Source organism: Streptomyces sp. NPDC088147 (assembly GCF_044741565.1).
Classification (GTDB): Bacteria; Actinomycetota; Actinomycetes; order Streptomycetales; family Streptomycetaceae; genus Streptomyces.
The window spans coordinates 375,276-398,447 of sequence record NZ_JBIUSY010000003.1; the positions used below are offsets into that span (position 1 = coordinate 375,276).

At 73.8% G+C, this 23,172-nt stretch carries 18 protein-coding genes; 11 read left to right on the plus strand and 7 right to left on the minus strand.

Translation table 11 applies throughout. The features are described 5' to 3' along the window. Positions 1-4 precede the first annotated feature (4 nt). The 11 genes from ACIOGX_RS12470 to ACIOGX_RS12520 all read left to right on the plus strand — a co-directional run bounded on the left by ACIOGX_RS12470 (position 5) and on the right by ACIOGX_RS12520 (position 14,248). A complete protein-coding gene (locus ACIOGX_RS12470) occupies positions 5-3,529 on the plus strand; it encodes a hypothetical protein (protein WP_401912553.1) in 3,525 nt (1,174 codons plus the stop codon). Positions 3,530-3,579: 50 nt separating this feature from the next. Continuing rightward, positions 3,580-4,113: a phage tail protein gene (locus tag ACIOGX_RS12475; RefSeq protein WP_129773393.1), complete on the plus strand. Its 534-nt coding sequence runs from the start codon at positions 3,580-3,582 to the stop codon at positions 4,111-4,113. A 152-nt stretch (positions 4,114-4,265) separates the two neighbouring features. Continuing rightward, complete coding sequence (locus ACIOGX_RS12480) at positions 4,266-4,877, plus strand: phage tail protein (protein ID WP_240046065.1); 612 nt, start codon at positions 4,266-4,268, stop codon at positions 4,875-4,877. Further along, positions 4,874-5,500 (plus strand): hypothetical protein, encoded by a 627-nt coding sequence (locus ACIOGX_RS12485; protein ID WP_401912556.1) that lies wholly within the window; start codon positions 4,874-4,876, stop codon positions 5,498-5,500. Before ACIOGX_RS12480 ends, ACIOGX_RS12485 begins: the two co-directional genes overlap by 4 nt. After that, a complete protein-coding gene (locus ACIOGX_RS12490) occupies positions 5,500-7,374 on the plus strand; it encodes a VgrG-related protein (RefSeq protein WP_401912559.1) in 1,875 nt (624 codons plus the stop codon). Before ACIOGX_RS12485 ends, ACIOGX_RS12490 begins: the two co-directional genes overlap by 1 nt. Positions 7,375-7,392: 18 nt before the next feature. Further along, on the plus strand, positions 7,393-7,821 hold the full coding sequence (locus ACIOGX_RS12495; protein WP_401912561.1) for a GPW/gp25 family protein: 429 nt from the start codon (positions 7,393-7,395) through the stop codon (positions 7,819-7,821). 5 nt (positions 7,822-7,826) lie between these two features. Beyond that, positions 7,827-9,782 (plus strand): putative baseplate assembly protein, encoded by a 1,956-nt coding sequence (locus ACIOGX_RS12500; protein ID WP_401912565.1) that lies wholly within the window; start codon positions 7,827-7,829, stop codon positions 9,780-9,782. Then, positions 9,779-10,318 carry a phage tail protein gene (locus ACIOGX_RS12505; protein WP_356517728.1) on the plus strand — a complete coding sequence of 180 codons (540 nt, stop codon included), beginning with the start codon at positions 9,779-9,781 and terminating at the stop codon, positions 10,316-10,318. The genes ACIOGX_RS12500 and ACIOGX_RS12505 overlap by 4 nt, the downstream gene beginning before the upstream one ends. A 986-nt stretch (positions 10,319-11,304) precedes the next feature. Continuing rightward, a complete protein-coding gene (locus ACIOGX_RS12510) occupies positions 11,305-12,228 on the plus strand; it encodes an NADase-type glycan-binding domain-containing protein (RefSeq protein ID WP_356517730.1) in 924 nt (307 codons plus the stop codon). A 173-nt stretch (positions 12,229-12,401) separates the two neighbouring features. Then, positions 12,402-12,959, plus strand: a complete 558-nt coding sequence (locus ACIOGX_RS12515) for a hypothetical protein (protein WP_356517732.1) — start codon at positions 12,402-12,404, stop codon at positions 12,957-12,959. A gap of 53 nt (positions 12,960-13,012) precedes the next feature. Next, complete coding sequence (locus ACIOGX_RS12520; RefSeq protein ID WP_401912570.1) at positions 13,013-14,248, plus strand: hypothetical protein; 1,236 nt, start codon at positions 13,013-13,015, stop codon at positions 14,246-14,248. A gap of 163 nt (positions 14,249-14,411) precedes the next feature. On the opposite strand, the gene ACIOGX_RS12525 is transcribed toward ACIOGX_RS12520, so the two are convergent. The 7 genes from ACIOGX_RS12525 to ACIOGX_RS12555 form a co-directional block, all read right to left on the minus strand. Then, the gene (locus tag ACIOGX_RS12525; protein WP_401912572.1) at positions 14,412-15,923 is read right to left on the minus strand and encodes a PHB depolymerase family esterase; all 1,512 of its coding nucleotides are present in this window, start codon (positions 15,921-15,923) and stop codon (positions 14,412-14,414) included. A 319-nt stretch (positions 15,924-16,242) separates the two neighbouring features. Continuing rightward, positions 16,243-17,742 carry a phytoene desaturase family protein gene (locus ACIOGX_RS12530; protein WP_401912574.1) on the minus strand — a complete coding sequence of 500 codons (1,500 nt, stop codon included), beginning with the start codon at positions 17,740-17,742 and terminating at the stop codon, positions 16,243-16,245. A gap of 58 nt (positions 17,743-17,800) precedes the next feature. Further along, positions 17,801-19,504: an ABC transporter ATP-binding protein gene (locus ACIOGX_RS12535; RefSeq protein ID WP_356517740.1), complete on the minus strand. Its 1,704-nt coding sequence runs from the start codon at positions 19,502-19,504 to the stop codon at positions 17,801-17,803. After that, positions 19,501-20,262, minus strand: a complete 762-nt coding sequence (locus ACIOGX_RS12540; protein ID WP_383969714.1) for a class I SAM-dependent methyltransferase — start codon at positions 20,260-20,262, stop codon at positions 19,501-19,503. The genes ACIOGX_RS12535 and ACIOGX_RS12540 overlap by 4 nt, the downstream gene beginning before the upstream one ends. Continuing rightward, positions 20,259-20,426, minus strand: a complete 168-nt coding sequence (locus tag ACIOGX_RS12545; RefSeq protein WP_165371911.1) for a hypothetical protein — start codon at positions 20,424-20,426, stop codon at positions 20,259-20,261. Before ACIOGX_RS12545 ends, ACIOGX_RS12540 begins: the two co-directional genes overlap by 4 nt. A 205-nt stretch (positions 20,427-20,631) precedes the next feature. After that, positions 20,632-21,240 carry a hypothetical protein gene (locus ACIOGX_RS12550; protein WP_401912578.1) on the minus strand — a complete coding sequence of 203 codons (609 nt, stop codon included), beginning with the start codon at positions 21,238-21,240 and terminating at the stop codon, positions 20,632-20,634. Continuing rightward, complete coding sequence (locus tag ACIOGX_RS12555; protein WP_356517746.1) at positions 21,237-23,114, minus strand: alpha/beta fold hydrolase; 1,878 nt, start codon at positions 23,112-23,114, stop codon at positions 21,237-21,239. Before ACIOGX_RS12555 ends, ACIOGX_RS12550 begins: the two co-directional genes overlap by 4 nt. Positions 23,115-23,172 lie beyond the last annotated feature (58 nt).

Below are 23,172 nucleotides of genomic sequence, written 5' to 3' on the forward strand. Positions count from 1 at the left end.
GATCATGCGGTGGCCGTGGCAGTTCGCGCGTTCCTGGTTCCGCACCCCGGTCCGGGGCGCGTCGCCGCGGGACGCTCCGCCGACGCTCCGGGCCGCCGGGGCGTGGCGGCGGCTGCCCGCGCTCGGCACCACGGCGCGGGTCACGCCGTGGACGGTCGCGGCCACCGCCCCCGGCGCCGTCGCCCGAGCGGGGACGCGGCCCCTGGTGCACCGGGCGCCGCGCGCCGTGCGACCGGAGGCCGCGCCCCGCGGGCGGGTCGTCGGACTGGCCGGCCCGGCCCTGGCGCCGACGGCTCACCCGGCCCCGCCCCACCCGGCCCCGCCCCTGCCTGGGGACGCCGTGCCGGACCGGCCGGTGCCGGTCGGCCGGTCCGGGGCGGCCGGGGCGCACTCCCCGGTGTCGGAGCCACCGGCGCCCCGGCCCCGGCGGCTCCCTGTCGTCGGCGTCCCGGAGGCCGCCCCGGACGGCACGACCACACCGCCGTCCCTCACCCGGGCGACGGACGCGTACGTGGGCGAGCCGCGCCCGGTCACGCCCCCGCCGCCCCGTTCGGAGTTCGACCGGCAACTGGACGCCTACCGCCCGGCCTGGCTGGTGGACCGGCTCCAAGGGGTCGGGGAGCTGCCCTCGTACGTCCTGGCCCGCTCGGTGCGGCAGGAGGAGCCCGCGCGGCCCGGCCCGGAGGAGCCGTACGGCGCCGGCCCGGCGGTGCTCCCGCCGGTGTCCGCGCCGGTGGCGGGACCGCCCCGGCCCGCCGCGCCTCCGCCGGGAGGTCCCCGGGCGAGTCTCGCCGAGTCCCGTCGGCAGAACCTGACGCGCCGCCTCTCCCACCACGACCCCGGCGACGGGCCGGGACGGGCGGGCGAGACCCCGGCGAACGCACCGACGCCGCCGGTCCCCTCGCCGCTGTCACCTGCGTCACCGGCGGAAGCGCGGGACCCGTCGACACGCGAGCGGGAGGCGGCGCCGTACCCCGACGCCGCGCCCTCGCCCGCGCCTTCGTCCGTGTCCGAGCCCGCCCCCGGGCCCGCCCCCGAGCCCGCCCCGGGCAGTGCCCCGGCATCGCGGAGCTGGGAAGCGGCATGGAGCCTCAACCAGTCCCGCCGCCTCGCCCGTCCCGCCGCCCAGGATCCCGGCGGAGAACTCCGGCGCGCCTCGACGGAGCTTCCCGGCCCGGCCGCACCGCCGCGGACGGGCGCGCCCCGCGCCCCGCGCGCCGGCCGCCCGGCCGGACGGAACGTGGAACCGTCCCGGGAGGCCGACCCAGTGGGCGTGCCCGCCACCGCAGCCCCCGCGTACACCGGCGGCTCCGGCACCACCGGTGCGCAGACCCCCGCCGTCGACGACGACGGAGGACGACCGGACGACGCGTCGGCCGACCGGACGGCGGCCCCGGCCCCGGCGCCCACCGGACCCGCGCCCGCGCCCGCGGCCATGTCCGCGTCCGCCACCGCGGTCGGGTTTGTGCCCGCGTCCGCCGCCGGGCCGTCGACTACGTCGACGTCCACGTTCGGCCCCGCTGCCACGGCGGGGTCCCCTTCCGGGACGGGGTCCGACCCCACGCCCGAGCCCGAGCCCGAGCCCGAGCCCGGAGCGGGAGCCCCCTACGGAGCGGGCTCCGACTCCGGGACGGACTCGGACTCCGGGGCGGACTCCGGCACCGGGGCCGAACCCGCCAGGGGGATACGCGCCCCTGCCGGGGCGCGGTCCACGGCGAGGGGGGAAACCGTGCCCGCGACGGAGCCCGCCCGGCGGATGGAGACCGAGACCTCGCCCGCGACGGAGTCCCTGACCGAGGCGATGTCCCTGCCCGAGACGGTGTCCCCGCCCGGATACGCGTCCGCCCCCGGGGCGGAGCACGTTCCGGCGATGGGGGACGCACCCGGGGCGGAGTCCGCCTTGGGCATGGAGCCCCTGCCCGGGGCGGAGTCCGCCCCAAAGGCGCACACCGTGCCCGAACCGGGGCCGTCCCCCGACGCGGGACCGGTCCCACCGGCCGGGAGCCGGCCCGGCGCCGTCCGGCAGCCGGGCGCCGGAACCGGCTCCGCCCTGCCGTGGAGCACGGAGAGCGGCACCATGCCGTCGTCGACCGGCGCCCTGTCGCCCACCGTCCGGCCGGAACCACCGGTCCGGGCCGCCGGACACCGGGCCACCGGGCATCAGGCCACCGGGCATCAGGCCACCGGGCACCGGACGGCCGGAGCCGCCGCCCCGCCGTCCCCCCGTCCGGAAGGACCGGCCCTGGTGCACCGGGGACCCGGTGCACACGCCGGTGCGCTGCCGCCACCGCACCCTGCCGGATGGGGCACCGCCGCACACCGGGCGTCCGCTCCTCGGCCCGGTGCCGCTCCGGCGGCCGGGCCCGGGGACTTCCACGAGGTCGCCGTGCCCGGCGCGATGGCGCCCGCGCTCGTGTCCGAGGCCGCCGCCCCACCACCGGCACCGCACTCCGGGGCGGGCGCGCCCGGCTTCCGCCCACCCGGGCCCACCGCCTTCGGCGCACCCGCCGCCGGGGAGAGCGTGCCTCCGGTGGCGGCACCCGTGACGGTCTCCTCCAAAGGGAGCGCCGACGGACCCGCGCTGCCCTCAACAGCCGTAGCCGCGGCGACCGTTCACCGGCCCGCCGCATCCGGGGCAGGCGCTCCCGGCCGCCCGGTGGCGGCCCCCGCCACGACCGGGGCCGAGGCCGTCCCGACCGGGGCGGCGGCCACGTCCCCGGCCGACATCCTCCCGCCCACCGGACGGGAGGCGCCCACTCCGGCCCTCCCGCCGTCCTCGCCGGGAGCGGCACCGGAGGCGGCCCCGTTTCCGGCCGGGGCGCCGGTGTCCGCGGCGGAGGCGACCGGCGCCCCGCCCCGGCCGGCGCTGCGCCTGGTGCACTCGGCCGCGACGGCGGCGTCCGGCGAACCGGCGGGCGCGCTGTACGTGGTCCCGCAGCACCGTCCGACGGGCGGCCCCCCGGCGCATCCGGCCACCACCGCCGACGAACGGGAGGCGGCGGCCGAGGCGCCCTGGCTGGCCGCCGGGGCCGAGACGCTGGTGTCCCTCGGGTCGCTCGTGGACATCCGTGCGGCGGCCGGCCGGCCCGGCGGCCCCGCCCCGGGACTCCACCACGTGCGCCGCCCGGCGCACGGCGACGGCACTCCGGGCGGCCCCGACCGGGCCCCGGTGGCGACGGCGGTGGAGGGCGGAGGGGCGGACGTCCCACCGGTGCCCCCGCCGCCGTCCCCGGAGCCGTTCCCGTCCGCGTACCCGGGGGCGTCGGCACCGTCCTTCCCGCCGTTCTCCGGCGGGCCGGGGGGCAGCGGGCCCGGCGACGGCGGGTCCTGGGGCCTACCGCCCGGGGGGACCGGCGGGCAGTCGCCCGGGGACGCGTCGGCGCTGCACTGGAACGTGCTGTCCGCCCTCGACCACCCGGCGGTCCTGGACGCGCTGGCCCATCGGCTGCACGACCGCATCCTCACGCACGTGCGCCGGGAGCTCGTGGTGGAGCGCGAGCGCCAGGGAGTGCTGTCGCCCCGCTGGTGACCGCCCTCCCCGTGCGCCGGACGAGACACATCCTCGGAAAGGTTGGGAAAATGAACGCAGGCCAGTTCGCCAAGGGCCTGAACAAGAGCGCCGACGCGTTCTTCGGATCCGTGAGCATGGCGCACAGCTTCACCGTGGCCATCGACCGGAGCCGGTACGAACTCGGTGACTGGGCAGGCGCGTCGGGGCTCAACGTCACCTGGCAGATGAGCGAGTACCGGGCGGGCGACCGCTGGAACCACCCGCTCATCTATCCGGGCGTCCCGAAGTACCAGAACATCAAGCTCTCCCGGGCCGCGTGCGCGGACTCCCAGGTGGTCCAGGAGTGGCTCACCGAGACCTCCCTGCGGAACGAGCCGCTGACCGGCGCGATCGCCCTCGTGAACTGGCTGGGGGCGCGCACGGTCACCTGGGAACTCCGGGAGTTCTTCCCGGTCTCCTGGGGGATCGGCGAGTTCAACGCCGGCCAGGGAAAAGTGGCCATGGAGACCCTGGAACTCGTGCACACCGGGTTCCTGAGCGACGACTTCGCGCCCGGCAGGCCCGGCCCGATGCCGGGACCGGGGATGCCCCGGATGTACTGAGCGGACGCCTTTCCGCGCCCCCTTGTTCCGCCCCCGCCCCCCGACCCCCCGGGACCCCGGGACCAACCGACCGCCCGCCCGACACCGGCCGTGCGCGCCCGTCCGCGCCGCCCGCCCGGACCGATCCGCCCGCAGTGCCCCAAGGAGCCGACATGACACAGAAGTTGCCGGGCATGGCCTGGTCCCACCCCGGCCAGGCCATGGGGCAGCTGCCGCATATGGCGGGCGCCGTGCTCGACCAGCGAGCGCCCCGGCAGCCGGCCCGCTACCCGAGCGCCGGCATGGCCATGCGGTTCCACGTCACGCTGGACGAATGGGGGACGGACCTCGGGCTGTGGGCGTCCTGCCGGGGTCTTCAGGTGCGGTTCGCGTCCAAGGAGATCAGCGAGGGCGGCCAGTACTTCGACACCGCGCTGCTGCCCGACCGGCTGGACTACAGCACCGTCACCCTGGAACGGGTGATGACCCAGGAGGACTCGCCCCAACTCCAGTCGTGGCTGGCCCGGGTGGCGGCGGGCTGGGTCGGCAACGAGTACGACGGCGGCCTGGAGGAGTACGAGGGACAGACCCTGACCATCAGGCTGTTCGACGCCCAGGGGCGCGTGGTCACCAGCTGGGTGCTCCAGAACGCCTACCCCAAGGAGTGGGTGGGGCCCGACCTCAGCGCCCAGAGCACCTCCGTGGCGATCGAGCGGATCTCCTTCGAGCACGGCGGGTTCCTCCAGTCCGCCCCCGGCCAGGGCGCGGCGGGGGTGGCCCGGTGACCGGTGCGACGGGCGGCGGCTCGCTCCAGCGCGTCGTCACCAGGGCGCAACTGCGGAGCAGGCACGAGACGGTCGTCTTCCAGTTCAACCCGACCGAGATCAGCATCTCGCACAACGCCGAGGGGCTCGCGGACCCCATCGGGCCGCAGGACAAGGAGGATGCCCGAGCCTTCGTACACTCCATCGCCACCCGCGGGTCGACGCGGCTGGTGGTCTCCTCACTGGTGTTCACCGGCGAGCGCTGCCAGACGATCGTGGCCACCCTCATGGACTGGGTCGCCGAGCGCCCGCCGCCCGGCGGCAAGGGCAAGGGGCGCAGGGAGCCGCTGAGGTTCGAGTGGGGCGCCGCCGACCGGGGCTTCGACTACTCCGTGGAGCTCATGCGGTTCGACTGCACCTACACCCGCTTCAGCCGGGGCGGCCGTCCCATCCGCGCGGAACTGCGCAACCTGACCCTCCATGTGCTCGGTCACGGGGCCGGTGACGCGGCGGAGCGGGGCGGGCACGTCAATCCGGCCATCGGAGCGCAGCGCGGGAACAGGCGCCCCGCCGGCCTGCCCGACGACGCCGCGCTCGGCCCCCACACCGATCCCGGCCGCGCCTGGGTGAAGGGACGGTTCTGATGACCGACGCGACGACCGGCGCTCCGCCGCCGCCCACGGCGGCCACCGTCCGGGTCGGCGGAGCCGCCGCGCGGGCGCTGCCGGACGACCTCCAGGCCCGCGTCCTGCGGGCGGTGGTGGACAGCCGCACCCATCTGCCGACCATGGTCGAGATCACCTTCCGCGACGACGACGCCGACATCCTCGACCGGACCGGCATCACCTTCGGCAGCCGGATCGAGGTGTGGACGGACGCCGGTGAGAGCGGTGAGCCGGCCCTCGTCGGGGCCGGCGAGGTCACCGCCGTCGAAGGGGAGTACGTCGACCTGTCGATGATCACCGTCGTACGCGCCTACGACGCCGGGCACCGGCTCCAGCGCCGCTCCCGGGTGCGGACCTTCGAGAACGCGACGGACTCCGACATCGCCCGCCGGGTCGCCCGGGAGGCCGGGCTGCGCGTGGGCCGGGTGGAGCCGACCCGCACCTCGCACCGGCACATCGGCCAACTGAACCAGACCGACTGGGACTTCCTGACCTGGCGCTGCCAGGAGATCGGCTACGAGTTCGGCGTCGCCGAGGACGGCTTCTTCTTCCGGCCCGTCGCCGGGGCGCGGGACACCCCCATCCCGCTCGAACTCCAGCGCGACCTGTGGACCTTCCGGCCCCGGGTCACCGCGGGCAACATGGCGCCCGAGGTGGAACTGAGGGCGTGGGACCCGCTGGAAGCGCGCGTCGTCTCCACCACGGTGGACACCGCCGCGCACACCGCCGACCTGGACGGGACGACCGTCTCCGAGGCCGTCCGCGGCGCCGCCGGCTCCTGTCCACCGGCGCCGCCGCCGGCCGGCGATCCCTCGCGGGGGCCCGCCGCCACGGCGAACGGGCACATCGTGACGGGCACCCTGCCGGCGGTCGGCGCGGCCCTCGGCGCGGCCACCCGGGAGGCGGTCCAGGGACCGGCGGGCCGGCTGGGCGGCAGCTTCGCCGAGGCCCAGGGCATTGCCCTCGGCGACCCCCGGCTGCGGGCCGGGGCCGCCGTCCGGGTGGCCGGGGCGCCGCCGCTGTTCTCCGGAACGTGGACGGTCGCGGCCGCCCAGCATGTCTTCGACGCCCTGGAAGGCGGGTACCGCACCCGGCTCCAGCTCGGCAGCGCCGAGGACCGCACCCTGCTCGGGCTGACGGCGGGCGCGGCCGGCGCGAGTGCGCCGGGGCCGCGCGCCGAGGGCCTGATGTGCGGGGTGGTGACCGACGTCAACGACCCGGAGGACACCGGCCGGGTGCGGGTGTCGCTGCCCTGGCTCGACCCGTCGTTCGTGACGGACTGGGCCCCCGTGGTGCAGGCGGGCGGCGGGCGCCGGGCCGGGGCGATGCTGCTGCCCGACGTGGACGACCAGGTGCTGCTGGGGTTCGAACTCGGCGACTCGCGGCGTCCGTACGTCGTCGGCGGGGTGCTGAGCAAGGCCAGCGACTACCGGCCGGCGGGCCCCGCCGTCGAGGCGACCGGCCACACCGCGGAGGTCGTCCGGCGGGGCATCGTCTCGCCGTCCGGCAACATGCTGGCCTTCCACGACAAGATGCCCCCCTCCCCCCAACAGCCGCCGACCGCCTCGGCGATCGTGCTGGGCACCCGGGACGCCTCCCTCGGCCTGGCCATCGACCAGGTCGCCGGCACCCTGACACTCACCTGCCGGCCACGGCCGCCGGACAGCAAGGCCGCCGCCGGCCGGCTGCACATCGACTGCGGCGACGGCGGGACGGTGGAGATCAGCGCCGGCCAGGGAGGCAACGTCAGCATCGACGGGGGCGCCAGCCTCAGCCTGCGTGCCCAGTCGTCCATCAGCATCGAGAGCACCGGCACCGTTGCCATCAAGGGCTCCACGATCGAACTCAACTGAGCCACGGAGGTGGCCACCATGGCCGACGACTTCATCGGGACGGGCTGGGCCTTCCCTCTCGGGGTGGGCGACCACCGGTCCGTCCGTACGGTCACCGGGACCGCGCTGCTGGAGCAGTCCATGCGGCTGATCCTGACGACGTACCCCGGTGAGCGCCCGATGCGCCCCCACTTCGGCTCCCGGCTGCGCGACTACGTCTTCGCCGGCACCGACCCCGTCACCCTCGACGAGGTCGGCCGAGAGGTCACCGCGGCCCTCACCGCCTGCGAACCCCGTATCACCGTCCGGTCGGTGCTGGCGGCACCCGACCCCGATGAGCCCTCTCTGATGAACATCGCGATCACCTATGAAGTGAAGGGGTCCAACGACCACCGCAACATGGTCTTCCCCTTCTACACCCTTCCGGACGACGAACCCGCTCCGGCCGAGCAGGACGCAGGAGCCTGACCGTCATGCTGCCCACCCCCGATCTGGACGACCGGCGTTTCCAGGACCTCTACGAGGAGGCGCTGCGGCTCATCGCGCGCCGCTGCCCGGAGTGGACGGACCACAACCCCTCCGATCCCGGGCTGACGCTCGTCGAGGCGTTCGCCATGATGACCGACCACACCCTCTATCGGCTCAACCAGGTGCCGGACCGGCTGTACGCGAAGTTCCTCGACCTCGTCGGGCTGCGCATGCTGCCACCGGTCGCCGCCCGCACGCCGGTCACCTTCTGGTCGACCGCCCCGGTCACCGACGCGCCGCTGGTGATCCGCCGCGGCACCCGGGTCGCCACCGTGCGCACGGAGACCGAGGAGGCCGTCGTCTTCCGCACCGACGAGGACGTCGCCCTGGTGCCGGGCGCGCTGGTTCACGTGATGACGCGGCCCTCCGGGGACGGGCCGCCGGAGCCCGCCGGATTCGGCGGCCAGGGCGTCCGCACGCCCTTCCCCGCCTTCGGCGCCGAGCCGGAGCCGGGCGACGTCCTGCTGTTCGGCCTGGAGCGGGCGGTGCCCGGCTGCGCCGTGCGCGTCGCGTTCGACGGACGGATCGACGGCGTCGGTGTGGACCCGGAGGCGCCGCCGCTGGCCTGGGAGGCATGGGACGGCGCGATGTGGCGGCCGTGCGAGGTGTCCGAGGACGGGACGGGCGGCCTCAACCGCTCCGGGCACGTGGTCGTCCACGTGCCCGCCGAACACGCCGGGGCGGTGATCGGCGGCGAGACCGCCGGCTGGCTGCGGGCCCGGGTACGGGAACCGGAACCGGGCCGGCCCGGCTACACGGCAAGCCCCGTCGTGCACGGGGTGAGCACGGCGGTGGTGGGGGCGACGGTCACCGCGACCAACGTCGAGATCGTCGACGGCGAGGTCCTCGACGACGCCGAGGGGGTGCCCGGCCAGCGCTTCGAGGTCCCCGTCCGCCCGCTGCTCACCCCGTACGGCGAACCGGTGCTGGAGACGCTCGCCCCCGGCGGCGAGACCGACTGGGAGAGCTGGAGCCCGGTGGACGACTTCACCGGCAGCGGGCCCGGCGACCGGCACTTCGTGCTGGACGCCGCGGCAGGCGAGGTCCGGCTGGGGCCGGCCGTACGGGAGGCGGACGGCTCGCTGCGCCGGTACGGCGCGGTCCCGGAGAAAGGTGCCGCGGTGCGCCTGCGGGGCTTCGCGGTCGGCGGCGGCACCCAAGGCAACGTCGCCGCCGGCGCGGTGCGCGCGCTGATGTCCTCGCTGCCGTTCGTCGCGGCGGTGGAGAACCGCCGGCCGGCCCGCGGCGGCGCCGACGGGGAGACCCTCCCGGAGGCGGTGGCCAGGGGCCCGCTCCTGCTGCGCCGCAGCAACCGGGCGGTGACCGCCGAGGACTTCGAGTCCCTGGCCCACGAGGCCGCGCCCGAACTGGCCCGTATCCGCTGCCTGCCCGCCGAGGAGCCGGGCAGTGTGCGGCTGTTGGTGGTGCCGGCCGCCCCGGTCGGCGAACGGGTCCGGCTGGAGCACCTGGTACCCGGGCAGGACACCCTCGACCGGGTGGCGCGCCGGCTGGAGGAGGTCCGCCTGGTCGGCACCCGCGTCATGGTCGAGCCGCCGCTCTACCGGGGCGTGACGGTGGTGGCCGCCATCACCGCCGACCGCCGGGCCCGCGCCGAGCGGGTACGGCGGGATGTCGAGGAGGCGCTGTACCGCTTCCTGGACCCGCTGCCCGGCGGCGGACCGCAGGGCGAGGGGTGGCCGTTCGGCCGTCCCGTCCAGGTCGGTGAGGTCTTCGCGCTGCTGCAACGCGTCGACGGGGTCGACCTGGTCGACGACGTACGCCTGTTCGCCGCGAACCCGGTCACCGGGGAGCGCGGGCAGGAGACCCGCCGTGTCGAGCTGACCGCCCACAGCCTGGTCGTCTCCTACGACCACCACATCAGGGTGGAGGAGGGCCGGTGAGAGCCGCGGTCGAGGGCCTGGGCAGCCCGTACTCGCTCGCCGAGCTGCTGCCGACGGTCTTCCGGGAGGACCCGTTCACGGTGCGGTTCACGGCCGGGTGGGACGAGGTGGTGGCACCCGTGGCCACCACGCTGGACTGCCTCGATGCCTATCTGGACCCGTGGCTCGCCCCGGAGGACTTCCTGGTCTGGCTGGCCGACCGGCTGGGCACCGGGCTCGACGAGAACTGGCCCCTGGCGCGCAAGCGGGCGGTCACCGCGCACGCCCTGCGCGGCCACCGCGCACGCGGCACCGGCGAAGGACTACGGGCCCGGCTCGCCCTGGCCACCGGGGGCGAGGTCGAGCTGCACGACTCCGGCGGGGTCCACACCTCGGTCCGGCCGGAGACCCCTTTCCCCGACCGGGCGGCATCCGGCGTGGTGGTCCGGGTCACCGTCGAGCACGAGCAGGACGCCGACCCCGTCGAACTGGAAGCGCTGGTACGGGAGTGCCTGCCCGCGCATGTGCCCTGTCACCTGGAGGTGGTCCGCCGATGATCACATGTCGCCGCTGCGACAAGCGCAACCGGGACGCCGACGCGTTCTGCGGGAAGTGCGGGGCCTTCCTGGAGTGGTCCGGGGAGCGTGCCGTCCCGACGGTCTCGGAGGAAGTGCGGGCCGAGGCCGAGGCCGCCGCCGAGCCCCGCGATGTGCCGCTGTTCCGCAGGGTCACCCTCGGGGTGAGCCGGCTCATGGCGCCACCCGCCACCGGCGCCCCGGTGCACGTGCCCAACGGCCCCTTCGGCGTGCGCCCACCGGGCGTGGGCGGGCCCCCGGGCCTCGGCGGCCCACCCCGCCCGGCCGGCCTCGGCGGCCCACCACGCCCGCCGGGTCCGGGCGGTCCACCACGCCCGCCGGGTCTGGGCGGCCCAACCACACCACCACCAGGTCTGGGCGGCCCGCCACGGCCCCCCGGTCTGAGTGGTCCTCCCACACCACCTCCAGGTCTTGGTGGCTCATCCCGTCCCCCGGGACTCGGTGGCCCACCCGCACCACCCCCAGGACTCGGCGGCCCGTCACGGCCCCCGGGACTCGGCGGTCCACCCACACCACCCCCCGGTCTGGGTGGTCCACCCACACCACCTCCCGGTCTTGGTGGCTCATCCCGTCCCCCGGGACTCGGCGGCCCACCCACACCACCCCCAGGACTCGGCGGCCCGTCACGGCCACCGGGACTCGGAGGTCCACCCGCACCACCCCCCGGTCTTGGTGGCTCTTCCCGTCCCCCGGAACTCGGCGGCCCGCGCACAGCACCTCCCGGTCTGGGCGGTCCGCGCACGCCACCCCCCGGTCTGGGCAGTCCGCCCACGCCGCCGCCCGGTCTCGCTGCGCCGTCCTCGTCGCCGCAGGCGCCCGGCCGGGTCGCCCAGGCCGGCCAGGCCGCTCAGGCCGACCGGGCGACCGTCGGCGATGCGTCCGGAGGGGAGCGATGCGAGGAGGCGGCCCGTGCGCGGGACGCCGCCCTGATCGCGCCCCTGCCCCCCGTGCCGGACGACGACACGGACGAGGGCCTCGGGGACGACCGCGAGCCGGACGCCGTCCTCCCGCAGGCCCCGCCGTCCCCGCGCCCCCGGCGGGAGCACCGCACGGCGCGGGCCAACACCATCCAGCCGGGGCACCTCGTCTGCGGTGACTGCGGCCAGGGCAACGCGCCCGCACGGCGGTTCTGCTCCCGCTGCGGGTCGGAGCTGAACGAGGCCGTGGTGGCCCGCGCGCCCTGGTGGCACCGGCTGCGTCCGCGGCGGGGGCCCCGGATCGTCTCCCTGGGGGCGGCCGGCGGGACCGACCGCGGGGCCGGACCGTCCGTGGCCCCCGGCGAGCGCGGACGGAAGTTCTGGGTCGGGATCAAGGTGGTGGCGGGCTTCATGTTCTTCGTGTCCTCCTTCCTCTACGCCTCGTACGCGCCGTTCCGCAACGAGGTCAACCGCCAGGTCACCGCCGTGCGCACGGGTGTGAAGGACGTGGTGGAGTCCCGCTACTCACCGGTCCGGCCCGACGGGGCGGTGGCCGCGAAGTCGGCCAAGGGGCACGCCCCGGGGAAGGCGATCGACATGAACACCGCCACGTACTGGTCGGCGTCCTACGACCCGGACGACCCCTCCGCCGACAACAAGGTCTCCCTGACCATGAAGTTCGACCGCGTCGTCAGCCTGAACCAGCTGATCATCCACGCCGGAGCGGTCGACGAGTTCACGGACCACGGCCGCCCGCGCCGCGTCTTCCTGAAGTTCACCAACGAGAAGCAGGTGATGCTCACTCTCCAGGACACCGCCAAGCCGCAGAAGTTCGCCCTGAAGAACGCGGTCGGCATCAAGACGGTGCGGATCACCGTCGCCGACGTGTTCCCCTCGCCGAAGGGGGACGACGTGGCGGTCTCCGAGCTGGAGTTCTTCTCGCTGCTGTCCTGAGCGCGGTCCTGAGCGCTGTCCTGAGCGCTGTCCTGAGCCACGGCGGGGCCGGCCGCGTCTCCGGTGCACGCCCCGCCGGGCCGTCGTCCACTGCCCGGATGGCTACCTCTTCGTACCTCGTCGTCCGCTCGCGGGAGGACGAAGCTCGGGACGGAGCGACAAGGAGACACAGAATGATGCTGCCCCAGGAGAACATCTCCACGGCCAAACAGTTCCTCGCGCCGGAGGACGGACCCGACCTCCCCGAGACGTGGGCGATCCATGACCACCTCGGGCAGTTGCTCCAGACGGACGCCGCCACCTGGGCGTACCCCGAGCCAGGCCCCCTGGACGGCGTGCTGAACGAATGGCTGACCGAGGCCGAGCAGAGCGAGTTCCTCATGCTCACCGGCCAGGCCGACGCGGAGTCGGCCGAGCGGTTCTCGCAGTGGTTCCTGGCCGTGCTGGAGCGCTGGAAGTGGCAGCAGGACCAGTACGCGCAGGAGCTGGCGGAGCAGTCGTACGCGGAGCAGTCGTACGGGCACGAGCAGCCCGTGGCGGAGCCGTACGCGCCGGAGCAGCACCCGGAGGAATCGCCGTTGCAGGGCGCGGATCTGGAGCGGTTCAACCAGACCGTCTACGCCGTGATCAGCGAGGCGGTGGCGGAGTGCAGCGCGGAGCACGTGGTGGCGCCCGACCAGATCGAGAGCCTCACACAGGTCGCCTACGAGGCGATCTTCGCGAGTCCCTGATCCGGGACCCGCCCTCCGACCAGCGCCCACACACCAGTCAAGGACACAGCACGATGACCGAGAGCACTCTTCCCCTGCCGGGCGCCGGCAACGGCGCCACGCCTCCGCCGGTGCCGATGAAGCCGCCGCCGGCCGTCAAGCCGAAGGTCCCCGAGGCGACCTTCGCCAACGCCGTGCGCGGAGCGCTGCCCCGGTACGCCGGCGTCCCGATCTTCCAGGCCGCACGCCAAGGCGACCTGCGCCAGAACCTGCCGCAGGCGCAGGTGCGGCAGGTCATCCGCTACAGCCTGGAGGAGACCACCCGGGGCCCCGCCGAAGCCGTCCGGGAGTTCACCCTCGACCGGGTCGCCGAGACCCCGGACACGGTCCGCGACGACCTTCAGCTCCTCGCCCGGCACGGGGTGGCCTCCTGGGAGGCACTGGCGCAGGCTGACATCGGCGTGCGCGAGGAGGTGATGGACGAGGTCTTCAGGCGCGACACCACCGAGGCGAACACGCGTTTCGACGTCAACGCCAAGGCCGCCAAGGCGCGCCTGGAGGCGCGCAATACGGAACTCGGCCTGCGGGACGAGGCCGGCGTCGAGCAGGCCGCGCGGGAGTACTCCGCCGCGGTCCGCGGCGCCACTCCGCCGCGCGCGACGCCCGCCACCGACCTCTCCCGGCAGGACACCCGGCCCCCGTGGGACATCCTTGCCTCCAACGGCTTCCACCCCCGCCGGCCCAACCCGGTGGAGACGGTGCGCGACCTCCTCGGCGCCCTGCACGCCTTCAGCAACATCCCGGAGGCGACCCGCGAGTACAAGAAGACCAACGGCAATCTCGGCGCGCTCATCGGCGCCGTGGCATGCAGCCGGGGCGCCCAGTACCTGGGCGCGGGGCAGGCCAGCTCCGGTTTGTCCGCCACGGGGTTCGACTACGTCTACGCCTTCAAGTCGGTCGCGGAGCTGGGGATGCGGGAGGTCTCGGAGGACGAGCTGCACAACCTCTGGGGGCGGCCGGGCAAGCGGGTCCCCGACCTCAACCGAGAGGTGCGGCTCTTCGTCAAGGGCCACACGCTGGAGACCGCGGAGCGGATAGCCGTCTTCCACGGCGCGACGACGGGCGGCGACGAGCTGACCTTCCTCACCCCGCTCAGGACGGAGGACATCCTCGCGTGGAAGATCACCACCACCAGGGACCGGCTCTCCAGCCTGGAGAAGGACGTCTGGTACGACTTCAACGCCGACGTCGTCCAACGGCGGGCCGAGCTGGACAAGCAGCGGGACACCTTCTTCACCCTGACCGGGTGACCCGCTGACCCACCCCCGCACCGCTGACCCACCCCCGCGCCCGGCCCGCCCCTCCCTGAGACGTCCCCCCGACGTCCCGGCGGGGGGACGGGCCGGCCCGGCTACGCGGCGGCGGTGCGGGCCGGCGGTCTGCGCCCCACGTGGGACCCGGGCCCCCTGCTCGCTACTCCCATTCCACCGTGAGCGTCGCCCCCGCGCCCGGCCTCAGGAACACATACGCCGTGGAGGCAGGCGCCGAGGCGAGGCGGAGGCGGGCCTGTGTGATGCCGGCCGGGTTGACCGCGGTGAAGGCGGTGGAGGCCTTCGTGCCCGAGGTGAAGGCGCCGATCTCCGCCGCCTCGGCCGTCGAGGCCGGGGCCGACCAGTCGTCGGCGGCCGTCGCGCAGGTCGCCCCGAAGCAGCCGGTCCTGAGGTCGACGACCAGCCGGTTGCCCGCCGCCCAGGGGTCGCCGGCGCCGCTCGCGCGCGTCACCGTCACGAACGCCCGCTTCACGCGCGCGCCGTCCGGGAGGGACGAGGTGTCGAACGAGAACAGGGCCCGGTTGTGCAGCCCGTCCGTGCCCCGGCCGACCGCGACCCCGAGGCTTCCCTCCAGCGTGCCGACCGCCGGGCCCGCGCCGGTCGCGGACGCCTTCACATAGCCGTCGTCCGCGGCCAGGCTCGGCAGTACGGCGGTTCCCGGGCCGGGCTCGGGATCCGGTCCGGGGCCGGGGGATCCGGCGCCGTCCAGGTCCCAGAACAGGCCGATCCGGTACGAGGCGCACAGCCCGACGTCGAGGATGTACGCGCCCGCGGTGCCGCACTGCTCCGGTCCGGTGCCCGGGTCGACCGGCTGGCCGTGTCCCATGCCGGTCAGCGAGTAGGTCTCCACCACATCCCGTCCGGCGCCGTCGCGGTACACAGCGTGTGGATAACCGGCCACGGTGCCGGTGGCGTCGGCCGTCGCGTCCGTACCGTGGACGGCCGTCCACTGCTCCACCGTCTCCGTCAGATTGGCCGGGACGACCGTCGTGTCCGTCGTCCCCTGCCAGACGGAGACCGTGGGCCAGGGGCCGCCGTAACCGGGGTACGCGGCACGCACCTTGTCGCCCCAGGCGGACGGCGACAGGTTCGTCCCCGGGTTCATGCAGCTGTACGCGGCGATCACGCTCGTCGCGCACGCGTACGGCAGCCCGGCCACCGGCGCCCCGGCGGCGAAGACGTCCGGGTAGGAGGCCAGCATGACGTTGGTCATCGCGGCCCCGGCCGACAGCCCCGTCGCGTAGACGCGGGCGGCGTCGCTGCCCAGATCGCTCTTCATCCGGTCCGTCATCTGCTTGACCGACAGCGCCTCGCCCGCGCCTCGCCCGATGTCACCGGATTCGAACCAGTTGAAGCAGGAGTTGAGATTGTTGGCCGACTGCTGCTGGGGCAGCAGCAGCGCGAAGCCCCACTGGTCCGCCCACTTCGTCCAGCCGGTCTCCGCGTCGTACGCCGCGGCGGACTGGGTGCAGCCGTGCATCGCCACGACGAGGGGCCGTCCCGCGGGCAGGCCGTCCGGGACGTAGCGGAACATCCGCAGATTGCCGGGGTTCGTGCCGAAGCCGGTCACCTCGGTGAGCGTCGCGGCCCGCGCCTCGGGGACGAACCCGGGGCCGCCCGCGCCGAGCAGGGCGACCAGCAGGGCGAGCAGCATCCCCGCCGTGGTCAGCCGTCGCGCCGGACTCCTCGGTGACGTCCTCCTCGGTGACGTGCTCCGTTGCGCCGTGTCTCGTTCCGCCGTGTCTCGTCGCGCCGTGTATCGCTGTGCCGTGTCTCGTCGCGCCGTGTCTCGTTCCGCCGTGTCTCGTCGCGCCTTGTATCGCTGCGCCGTGTCTCGTCGCGCCGTACCCCGTAGGGCAGTTCGCTTCGTCCAGGTGCTGTCCCACATTGCGGCTCCCCTCGCGTCCGTCCTCCTTGACGGTGTACGGACACTAGGGGCGCGCACGGGCCGTGCAGGACGGCCCGGACCGCCATCAATCCCGCGGAGACGTGGGCTCCGGCCACATGGACAGCGCCTGGGCGGAACCCGCCCCCAGCTCCGGCCGCTCCTTGATGCCGAATTCGCGGCGCAGGGCCGAAAGAGCGGCGAGATAGCCGGACATGCCGTGGACGCTGGGCCCCGGCGGGGTCGACGCCGAGCAGAGATAGACCCCGGGCAGCGGGGTCCGGTAGGGGTCGAGCCGCGGGGTGGGGCGCAGCAGCGACTGCTTGAGGGTCATGGCCCCGCCGCCGATGTCCCCGCCCACGTAGTTCGGGTTGTACGCCTCGTACGCGGCGGCCGACATCCCGCGCTGGGCGACGATCGTGTCCGTGAACCCGGGCGCGTACCGCTCGATGCGCGCGCGCACCATCTCCAGCGGATCGGTGTCGTCGCCGTTCGGTACGTGCGCGTACGCCCACACCGGCCGCTTGCCGGGCCTGGCGCGCCCCGGGTCGGTGGCCGCCGGGTCGACCAGCAGGACGAAGGGTTCGGACGTGGCGACGCCCTGGGCGGTCAGGGTCTCCTGGCGGAACATCTCCGCCTGGGTGCCCGCGAGATGGACCGTTCCGGCCTTGCCGACCTCCGGGTTGGCCCAGGGGATCGGCTCCGACACCAGGAAGTCGGCCTTCGCCGCCCCCGGGCCGTAGCGGAACGCGTCGAGCCCGCGCCGGTAGCGCGCGGGCAGCCGGTCACCGGCGATCGCGGTGAAACCCTTGGGGCTGGTGTCCAGGAACACCGCCTTCGCCTCGCCGAGTTCCCGCAGGTCCCCGATGGGGCGGCCGGTGTGGAACGTACCGCCGTGCGCGGTGATGTCGGCGGCCAGCGCCTCCGCGATCCGGGCGCTCCCGCCGCGCGGCAGCGGCCAGCCGGTGCCGTGCGCGAGATGGCCGAGCAGCAGGGCGACCCCGGCCGAGGCGAGCGTCGGCAGTCTGCCGATGGAGTGCGCGGCGACGCCGGCGAGCAGGGACTTCGCCCGCTCGCCGGCGAACCGCCCGGTGGCGAGCGGGGTCCCGTGCGCCAGCGCCCTGGTGGGAAGGAGCAGCGGGGCCAGCGGATCGCGCGGCAGCCCGCGCCCGCCGGAGAGGATCAGATCGACGACGCCCTCGCTGTGGTGCAGCAGCGGCGCCATGAGCCGCCGCCAGCGCCGCCCGTCGGGGCCGAGGTGCTCACAGGTGGCGTCGAGATCGCGGTAGGCGAGCCCGGCATCACCGGCGTCGAGGGGGTGCGCGTAACTGATCTCGGGGTGGAGCAGTTCGACCCCGCGCGCGCCGAGGTCGAACTCGCGGAAGAAGCGCGAGGCCGCGGCCATCGGATGCACGGCGGAGCAGATGTCGTGGACGACGTCGTCGTCGAAGAGGGGCTCGGTGCGCAGCCCTCCGCCGATGGTGTCCCTGGCCTCGTACAGCTCGACGGTGAGGCCGGCCCTGGCGAGTGTGACGGCGGCGGCCAGACCGTTGGGCCCGGTCCCGACGACGACGGCGTCCGCGGTCATGCGACATCCTCCCGACGTATCCCCGCGCCCGAGTCTCCGGCCACGCCGCGGCCTTCCGTCACGCCGCGACCTCCTGGTGCCGGGAGAGGCGCTGGTACAGATCATCCGTCATGGTCAGTTCCGTATGGGTGCCGGTCGCCCGGACACCGCCCCGGTCGAGCACGATGATCTGGTCCGCCTGCGTGATCGTCGAGATCCGGTGGGCGATCGCGATCACCGCGCAGGTCCCGGAGATGGCGGTGATGGTGTCCCGCAGCGCGTCCTCCGCCTCGCTGTCCAGATTGGCGGTGGCCTCGTCGAGCAGCACGATCTCCGGCCGTTGCAACAGCGTCCGCGCGATGGCCAGGCGCTGCTTCTGTCCGCCGGACAACCCGGCCCCGCGCTCGCCGAGTTCGGTCTCCAGGCCCTCGGGCAGGGCTCCGATCACCTCGCCGAGATGCGCCATGCGCAGCGCGTCCGCGATCTCCTTCTCGCTCGCGCCGGGCGCGGCGTAGGTGAGGTTCTCGCGGATGGTGCCCCGCATCAGGCTGTGGTCCTGCTCGACGTAGCCGATCTGGCCGCGTATCTGCTCCAGCGGCATGGTCGCCGTATCCGTCCCGCCCATCAGGACGGTGCCGGAATCGGGCCCGTAGAAGCGTTCGATGAGCTGGAAGACGGTGGTCTTGCCCGCGCCCGAGGGGCCGACGATCGCGGTGAGGCCCTTGTCCGGGACGGTGAAGGACACCTCGTCGAGGACGGCCTCCTCGCTGCCGGGGTACGTGAACGAGACGCGGTCGAAGGCGATCGCGTGGCCCCGGGTGGCGACGTGAGCGGCGTCCGGGTCGAGTTCCTCCTGCTCGATGCCGGCCAGCTCGCCGATCCGGTCCAGGGCCGCGCGGCCCTGCTGGAACTGGGCGATCGACATGAACAGCATCACCAGCGGCGACACCAGATAGAAGAGGTACATCATGAACGAGGTCAGGTCCGCGGGCGGCATCGCGCCGGTCGCCACCCGGGCCATCCCCCAGGCGATGACGACCGTCAGGGCGACCTGCGTACCGACGTTCATGGCGGGCGTGAGCATCGCGGACAGCGCCGAGACCCGGACGCCGGAGCGGCGCGCCTTCTGCGCGAAGCCGGTGATCCGCTCGGTCTCGCGGTCCTCGGCGCGCGACGCCTTGACGGTGCTCATCGCGCCGAGCACGCGCATCAGCGCGGAGCCGAAGTCGCTGGTGTCCTCGCGGTTGATGACCGCCACCTTCCGCACCCGGCGGGCCAGCAGCAGTGACACGACGCTGGCGAGCCCCAGGCACAGCAGGGTCACGGCGAGGAGCAGCGGGTCGATCCACGCCATCAGCGCGATCCCGCCGAGGACCATGAAGCCGCTGGTGACGATCTGCGCCAGCGCCTGCGCCATGCAGATACGGGCGAGCGAGGTGTCGGTGACCATCCGCGTGAAGACGTCGCCCTGTTCCCAGCGCGCGAAGGCGGCGGTACGGGAGCGCAGCAGCCGCGCGGTCAGGACATGGCGGATGTCGAAGACGATGTTCTCGCCGGCCCGGCCGATCGCGTAGGCGTGGGCGGCGGCGAGTGCCGCGTCCGTCACGAACAGCGCCGCCGCGAGCAGGATCGGTACGAGCAGGGAGCGGTCACCGGCGACCGCCTTGATCATCTCGCCGATGGCCAGCGGCTGCGCCAGTGTGGCCGCGGCTCCCAGGATCCCCAGGAGGGTGCCCGCCAGCAGGAGCACGCGGTGCCCGCGGGCTATCCCCCAGACGTTCACGCGTCGGCCTTGGTGTAGACGGTGACGAACATCGGGAGCTGTTCGCTGTAGGGCGCCTCGTCCCAGCTCGCGAACCGCTGTTCGGGTTCGAGGCCGGCGGCGCGCGCGTACGCGTCGACCTCGTCGGGGGTGGTGAGGCGGGAGGCCTCGGAGCCGACGCGGGTGGTGCCGTCCGACTCGTACCAGATGTGGGAGCAGAGCCAGATGTTGCCCTCGGGCAGCAGCGTGGAGTGGGTCTGGAGACCGGTGCCCGGTTCGGGATATGGCGTGAAATAGGTGTCGCGGCTGCGGCCTTCGTGGAGCGCGAGGATGGCGGGCTTGTTGTGCGTCTCGATGACGAGCCGGCCGCCGGGCAGCAGCAGATCCGCCGCCCGCCGCACGGCCAGCGCCTGGTCCTCGGGGGTCAGCAGCATGGAGAGCGTTCCGCAGACGCAGTACACGAGCCCGTACCGCTCGTCGGAGGTGTAGGTGCGGATGTCTCCGTGGACCGGCTCGACCCCGGCGGCGCCGGGCTCGGCGCGCAGCGTGGCCAGCATCTCCTCGGAGGAGTCCACCCCGGTCACCCGCCCGACATGCCCCGACAGCGGGACGGCGATACGGCCGGTGCCGACGCCGAACTCCAGGGTGCCGGTGGAGTGATCGGGGTGGAGGTCCGCGATCTTCTTGGCGACCCCGGCCGCGGCGCCGTCCTTGGGGAACAGCCGGTCGTACCAGCCGTCGAACTGGCGGCCGTACCCGATGTCGGCTATCTCGCTCACTGGTGACTCCTCTTCCTGTTCCTGTGCAGTTCCAGGCCGGCGGCGAGAACGAGAGCCGTGCCGATCCCGGCGGCGAACGGGTAGTTGATGACGTCGCCGATCGCCAGGAACACCAGCACGGCGACGGCGGCGAGGGCGCAGAGAATGACCGGGGTCTTGTTCATCGGAGACTCCTCAGGAACTCCTCGGTGACTCCTCGGGGACTCCTGAGGGACTCCTCGGGGACTGCGGGTGCCGCCCCTCATGGGGGGAGGGGCGGCAGTCGATGACGGCTCCCTCGTGAGGACGGCGGCTACCTCTTGAGGACGCCGATCGCGATGGCCGCGGCGATTCCGGCACCGATCGCGAGGATGACGTACGCACCAACACTCATGCCTTGACCACTTTCTTGATGTCGGATTTCACTGGCGAGTCCGTGTGGGGGTCCAACGGGGTGTACGGCGACACGAACACGACCTCGGGGTCATGACTCGCGTCGTACCCGGTGGCACGGGCCAGCGCGAACTGGAAACCCGTGATCCGCCGGACGTCCTCCTCCTCCTGGATCGTCGCCCGCAGATACTCGGTGAGCGTCCGGTAGGCGGAGGTCCGCACGATGACGGAGAACCCCTTGTCGATCACATGGAGGATCTCACTGCAGATGTCGAAGATCGCCTTTTCCGGCCGCCGCGTGGGGAACCAGACGATCTGCCGCATCTTGCGGCCCGCGATCACGTCGACCCCCTTCCAGGCGGAGGTCTCCCCGTCCGTACCACGGGTCCGGTAGAGGAAGTGGTAGTCGTGCATGGCCGGAGTCGGCGCGAAGAAACGCCAGTTCGGCAGCAGCGAGAAGGTGTCCTTCAGCTGAAGCCGGTTGAACAGCTGGTTGGGATGCTGGGTGGCGACCGTACTGACCAGCATCACCGCACCGGCGATACGCCAGCCGGCACCCGGCCCCGTGAACAGGCTTCTGCCGATCTCCCGCGGTGATGTGCTCACTTGGCCGCCCCCTCGTGCTCGTCCGTGGAAGCGCCGGCCGGCAGACCGGCGTCGCAGAACGCGATGATCCGCTCCGTCACCTGATGCGCGAACCGGCTGTTCGTCAGCACCGTGTCGTGATCCGCACCCTCGATCACCACCACCTCCGTACGGCGGCCCTCACCGCTGTGCGCCCCCGCCAGCTCGTTGTGCATCAGCAGCTGATCGGGATCACGGTCGACGGTCTGCTGCGCGGAGACCACCAGCGCATGGGCGTCCACCGGCTCCAGCTCACCCTCGAAGGCACGGAAGTCCGCCTCGACCGCCGCCCACTCACGGCGCCCGGCCTCCCACATCCGCACATCCGTGTACTGCGCGAACGCCTTCTTCCGGTACGCCTCCGGCAGCGCGTCCACCCAGATCGGACGCGACATCAGAATCCCCGTGCCGGCCCGCAGGAACCACACCATCTGCGTCAGCGACTCGCTCAGCCGCTTCGCCGTATCGCTCTGCTGCTTGGAACGGTTCAGCTCATCGGGGTGCGAGGAGTCGAGGTAGACGACGCCCTCCACCCGGTCACCGAGCAGGAGCGCGGCGCGGCGGGCGAGTTCACCGCCGAGCGAGTGCCCCACGAGTATGACCCGGCGCCGCGGCGAGACCGTCCCGACCAGGTCGACCAGGTCGTCGACGGACTCGGCGAGCGTGTAGGGCCCGTCGGAGGCGCGGCGGCTGCCCGCGTATCCGGCACGGGCATAGGTCACGACGCCGTAGCCGGTCTCCTTGGCCAGCTTCTCCGTCACCCAGGAGAAGTGCTCGGAGGTGGCGACCATCCCGGCCGCGAACACCATCACCGGCTTGTCCGCGTCGCCCTGCGACATGATCTCGTACTGGAGCTCGCTGCCGTTGCGGGTCGTCAGGGTCTGCGTGGTGTGCCAGCCCTCCAGCGTGCGCAGACGGCGCTGTACGGCGACCACACCGGCCACCGCCACGGCGCCTGCCAGCAGGCTCGCGGCCGTCAGCGGCGCACGGTTGTCCCGGCCCGCCACAGCCGGGTGGCCGCGGTGCGTCGCGGTGTACGCCACCATCGGGTGCATCGCCACGAACGAGGACACGAACCTGCCCAGGCCCATCAGGAACCCGTTGGTGACATGGAAGGCCGCGGCGCTGGTGATCAGCGGGCGGGCCAGCCGGCCACCCGCGAGATAGACGACGGGGAAGAGGCACTCCAGCGCCAGCACACTGTGCGTCAGGTAGCGCGAGAGCTGCGGATGGTTCTCCGTCCAGCGGAACATCGGTTCGTGGCCGTAGGTCCTGGTCCGCATGATCCCGCCGAGCGCGGACGCGTCCCGCCAGGGCTCACCGAGCAGCTTCACCCAGCCGGACACCGCGTACGACAGGCTCGACTGGAGCGCGACGTACCAGATCAGCGCGTCCTGGGCCTCCGGCGACCTCACCAGCCGGGCGGCGCCGGTGGCGGTCTGCACGAGGATGGCCACCTGGTCGGACCCGTCGGTGCCGTAGCGGTGGCGCGGGTAGAGCAGCGCGGACGTCGTGCCGAGGAAGAGACTTCCGGCACCCCGCCAGCGCGAGGAACCGGGAAGCAGCATGCCCGCGCTCACAGCGGCGCGGGCAACATGCAGGGCGGTCGTCGTCCGGCGTCCACTGACCGCGTGCAACGCCTTCCGGACAAGAGGCGTCGAAGCGGCCTGGACATCCTTGACGATGTCCCAGTCGTTGAGCCCGCCCTTGCGCAATTCCTTGCGCTGGGACAGATATTCGATCGACGAGGTCAGAGTAGTGACGGCGGCCAGCCGTTCCGACAGGCCCAACGCCCCGTCCCGGGACACCGGCACAGGACCGAAGACTGCCGAAGCGATCCTTCGTGCGAATCTCACAGGGTTCCTTTCAAAACCGCCCTGAGGACGGCTCCCGTAGAGTGGATAGGGTTCTGCC

Coding starts and splice junctions, on each gene's coding strand:
- ACIOGX_RS12515 (WP_356517732.1), top strand. CDS start 12,402: ATGATGCTGCCCCAGGAGAACATCTCCACGGCCAAACAGTTCCTCGCG.
- ACIOGX_RS12495 (WP_401912561.1), top strand. CDS start 7,393: ATGGCCGACGACTTCATCGGGACGGGCTGGGCCTTCCCTCTCGGGGTG.
- ACIOGX_RS12520 (WP_401912570.1), top strand. CDS start 13,013: ATGACCGAGAGCACTCTTCCCCTGCCGGGCGCCGGCAACGGCGCCACG.
- ACIOGX_RS12475 (WP_129773393.1), top strand. CDS start 3,580: ATGAACGCAGGCCAGTTCGCCAAGGGCCTGAACAAGAGCGCCGACGCG.
- ACIOGX_RS12545 (WP_165371911.1), bottom strand. CDS start 20,426: ATGAACAAGACCCCGGTCATTCTCTGCGCCCTCGCCGCCGTCGCCGTG.
- ACIOGX_RS12480 (WP_240046065.1), top strand. CDS start 4,266: ATGACACAGAAGTTGCCGGGCATGGCCTGGTCCCACCCCGGCCAGGCC.
- ACIOGX_RS12500 (WP_401912565.1), top strand. CDS start 7,827: ATGCTGCCCACCCCCGATCTGGACGACCGGCGTTTCCAGGACCTCTAC.
- ACIOGX_RS12525 (WP_401912572.1), bottom strand. CDS start 15,923: ATGCTGCTCGCCCTGCTGGTCGCCCTGCTCGGCGCGGGCGGCCCCGGG.
- ACIOGX_RS12470 (WP_401912553.1), top strand. CDS start 5: ATGCGGTGGCCGTGGCAGTTCGCGCGTTCCTGGTTCCGCACCCCGGTC.
- ACIOGX_RS12490 (WP_401912559.1), top strand. CDS start 5,500: ATGACCGACGCGACGACCGGCGCTCCGCCGCCGCCCACGGCGGCCACC.
- ACIOGX_RS12530 (WP_401912574.1), bottom strand. CDS start 17,742: ATGACCGCGGACGCCGTCGTCGTCGGGACCGGGCCCAACGGTCTGGCC.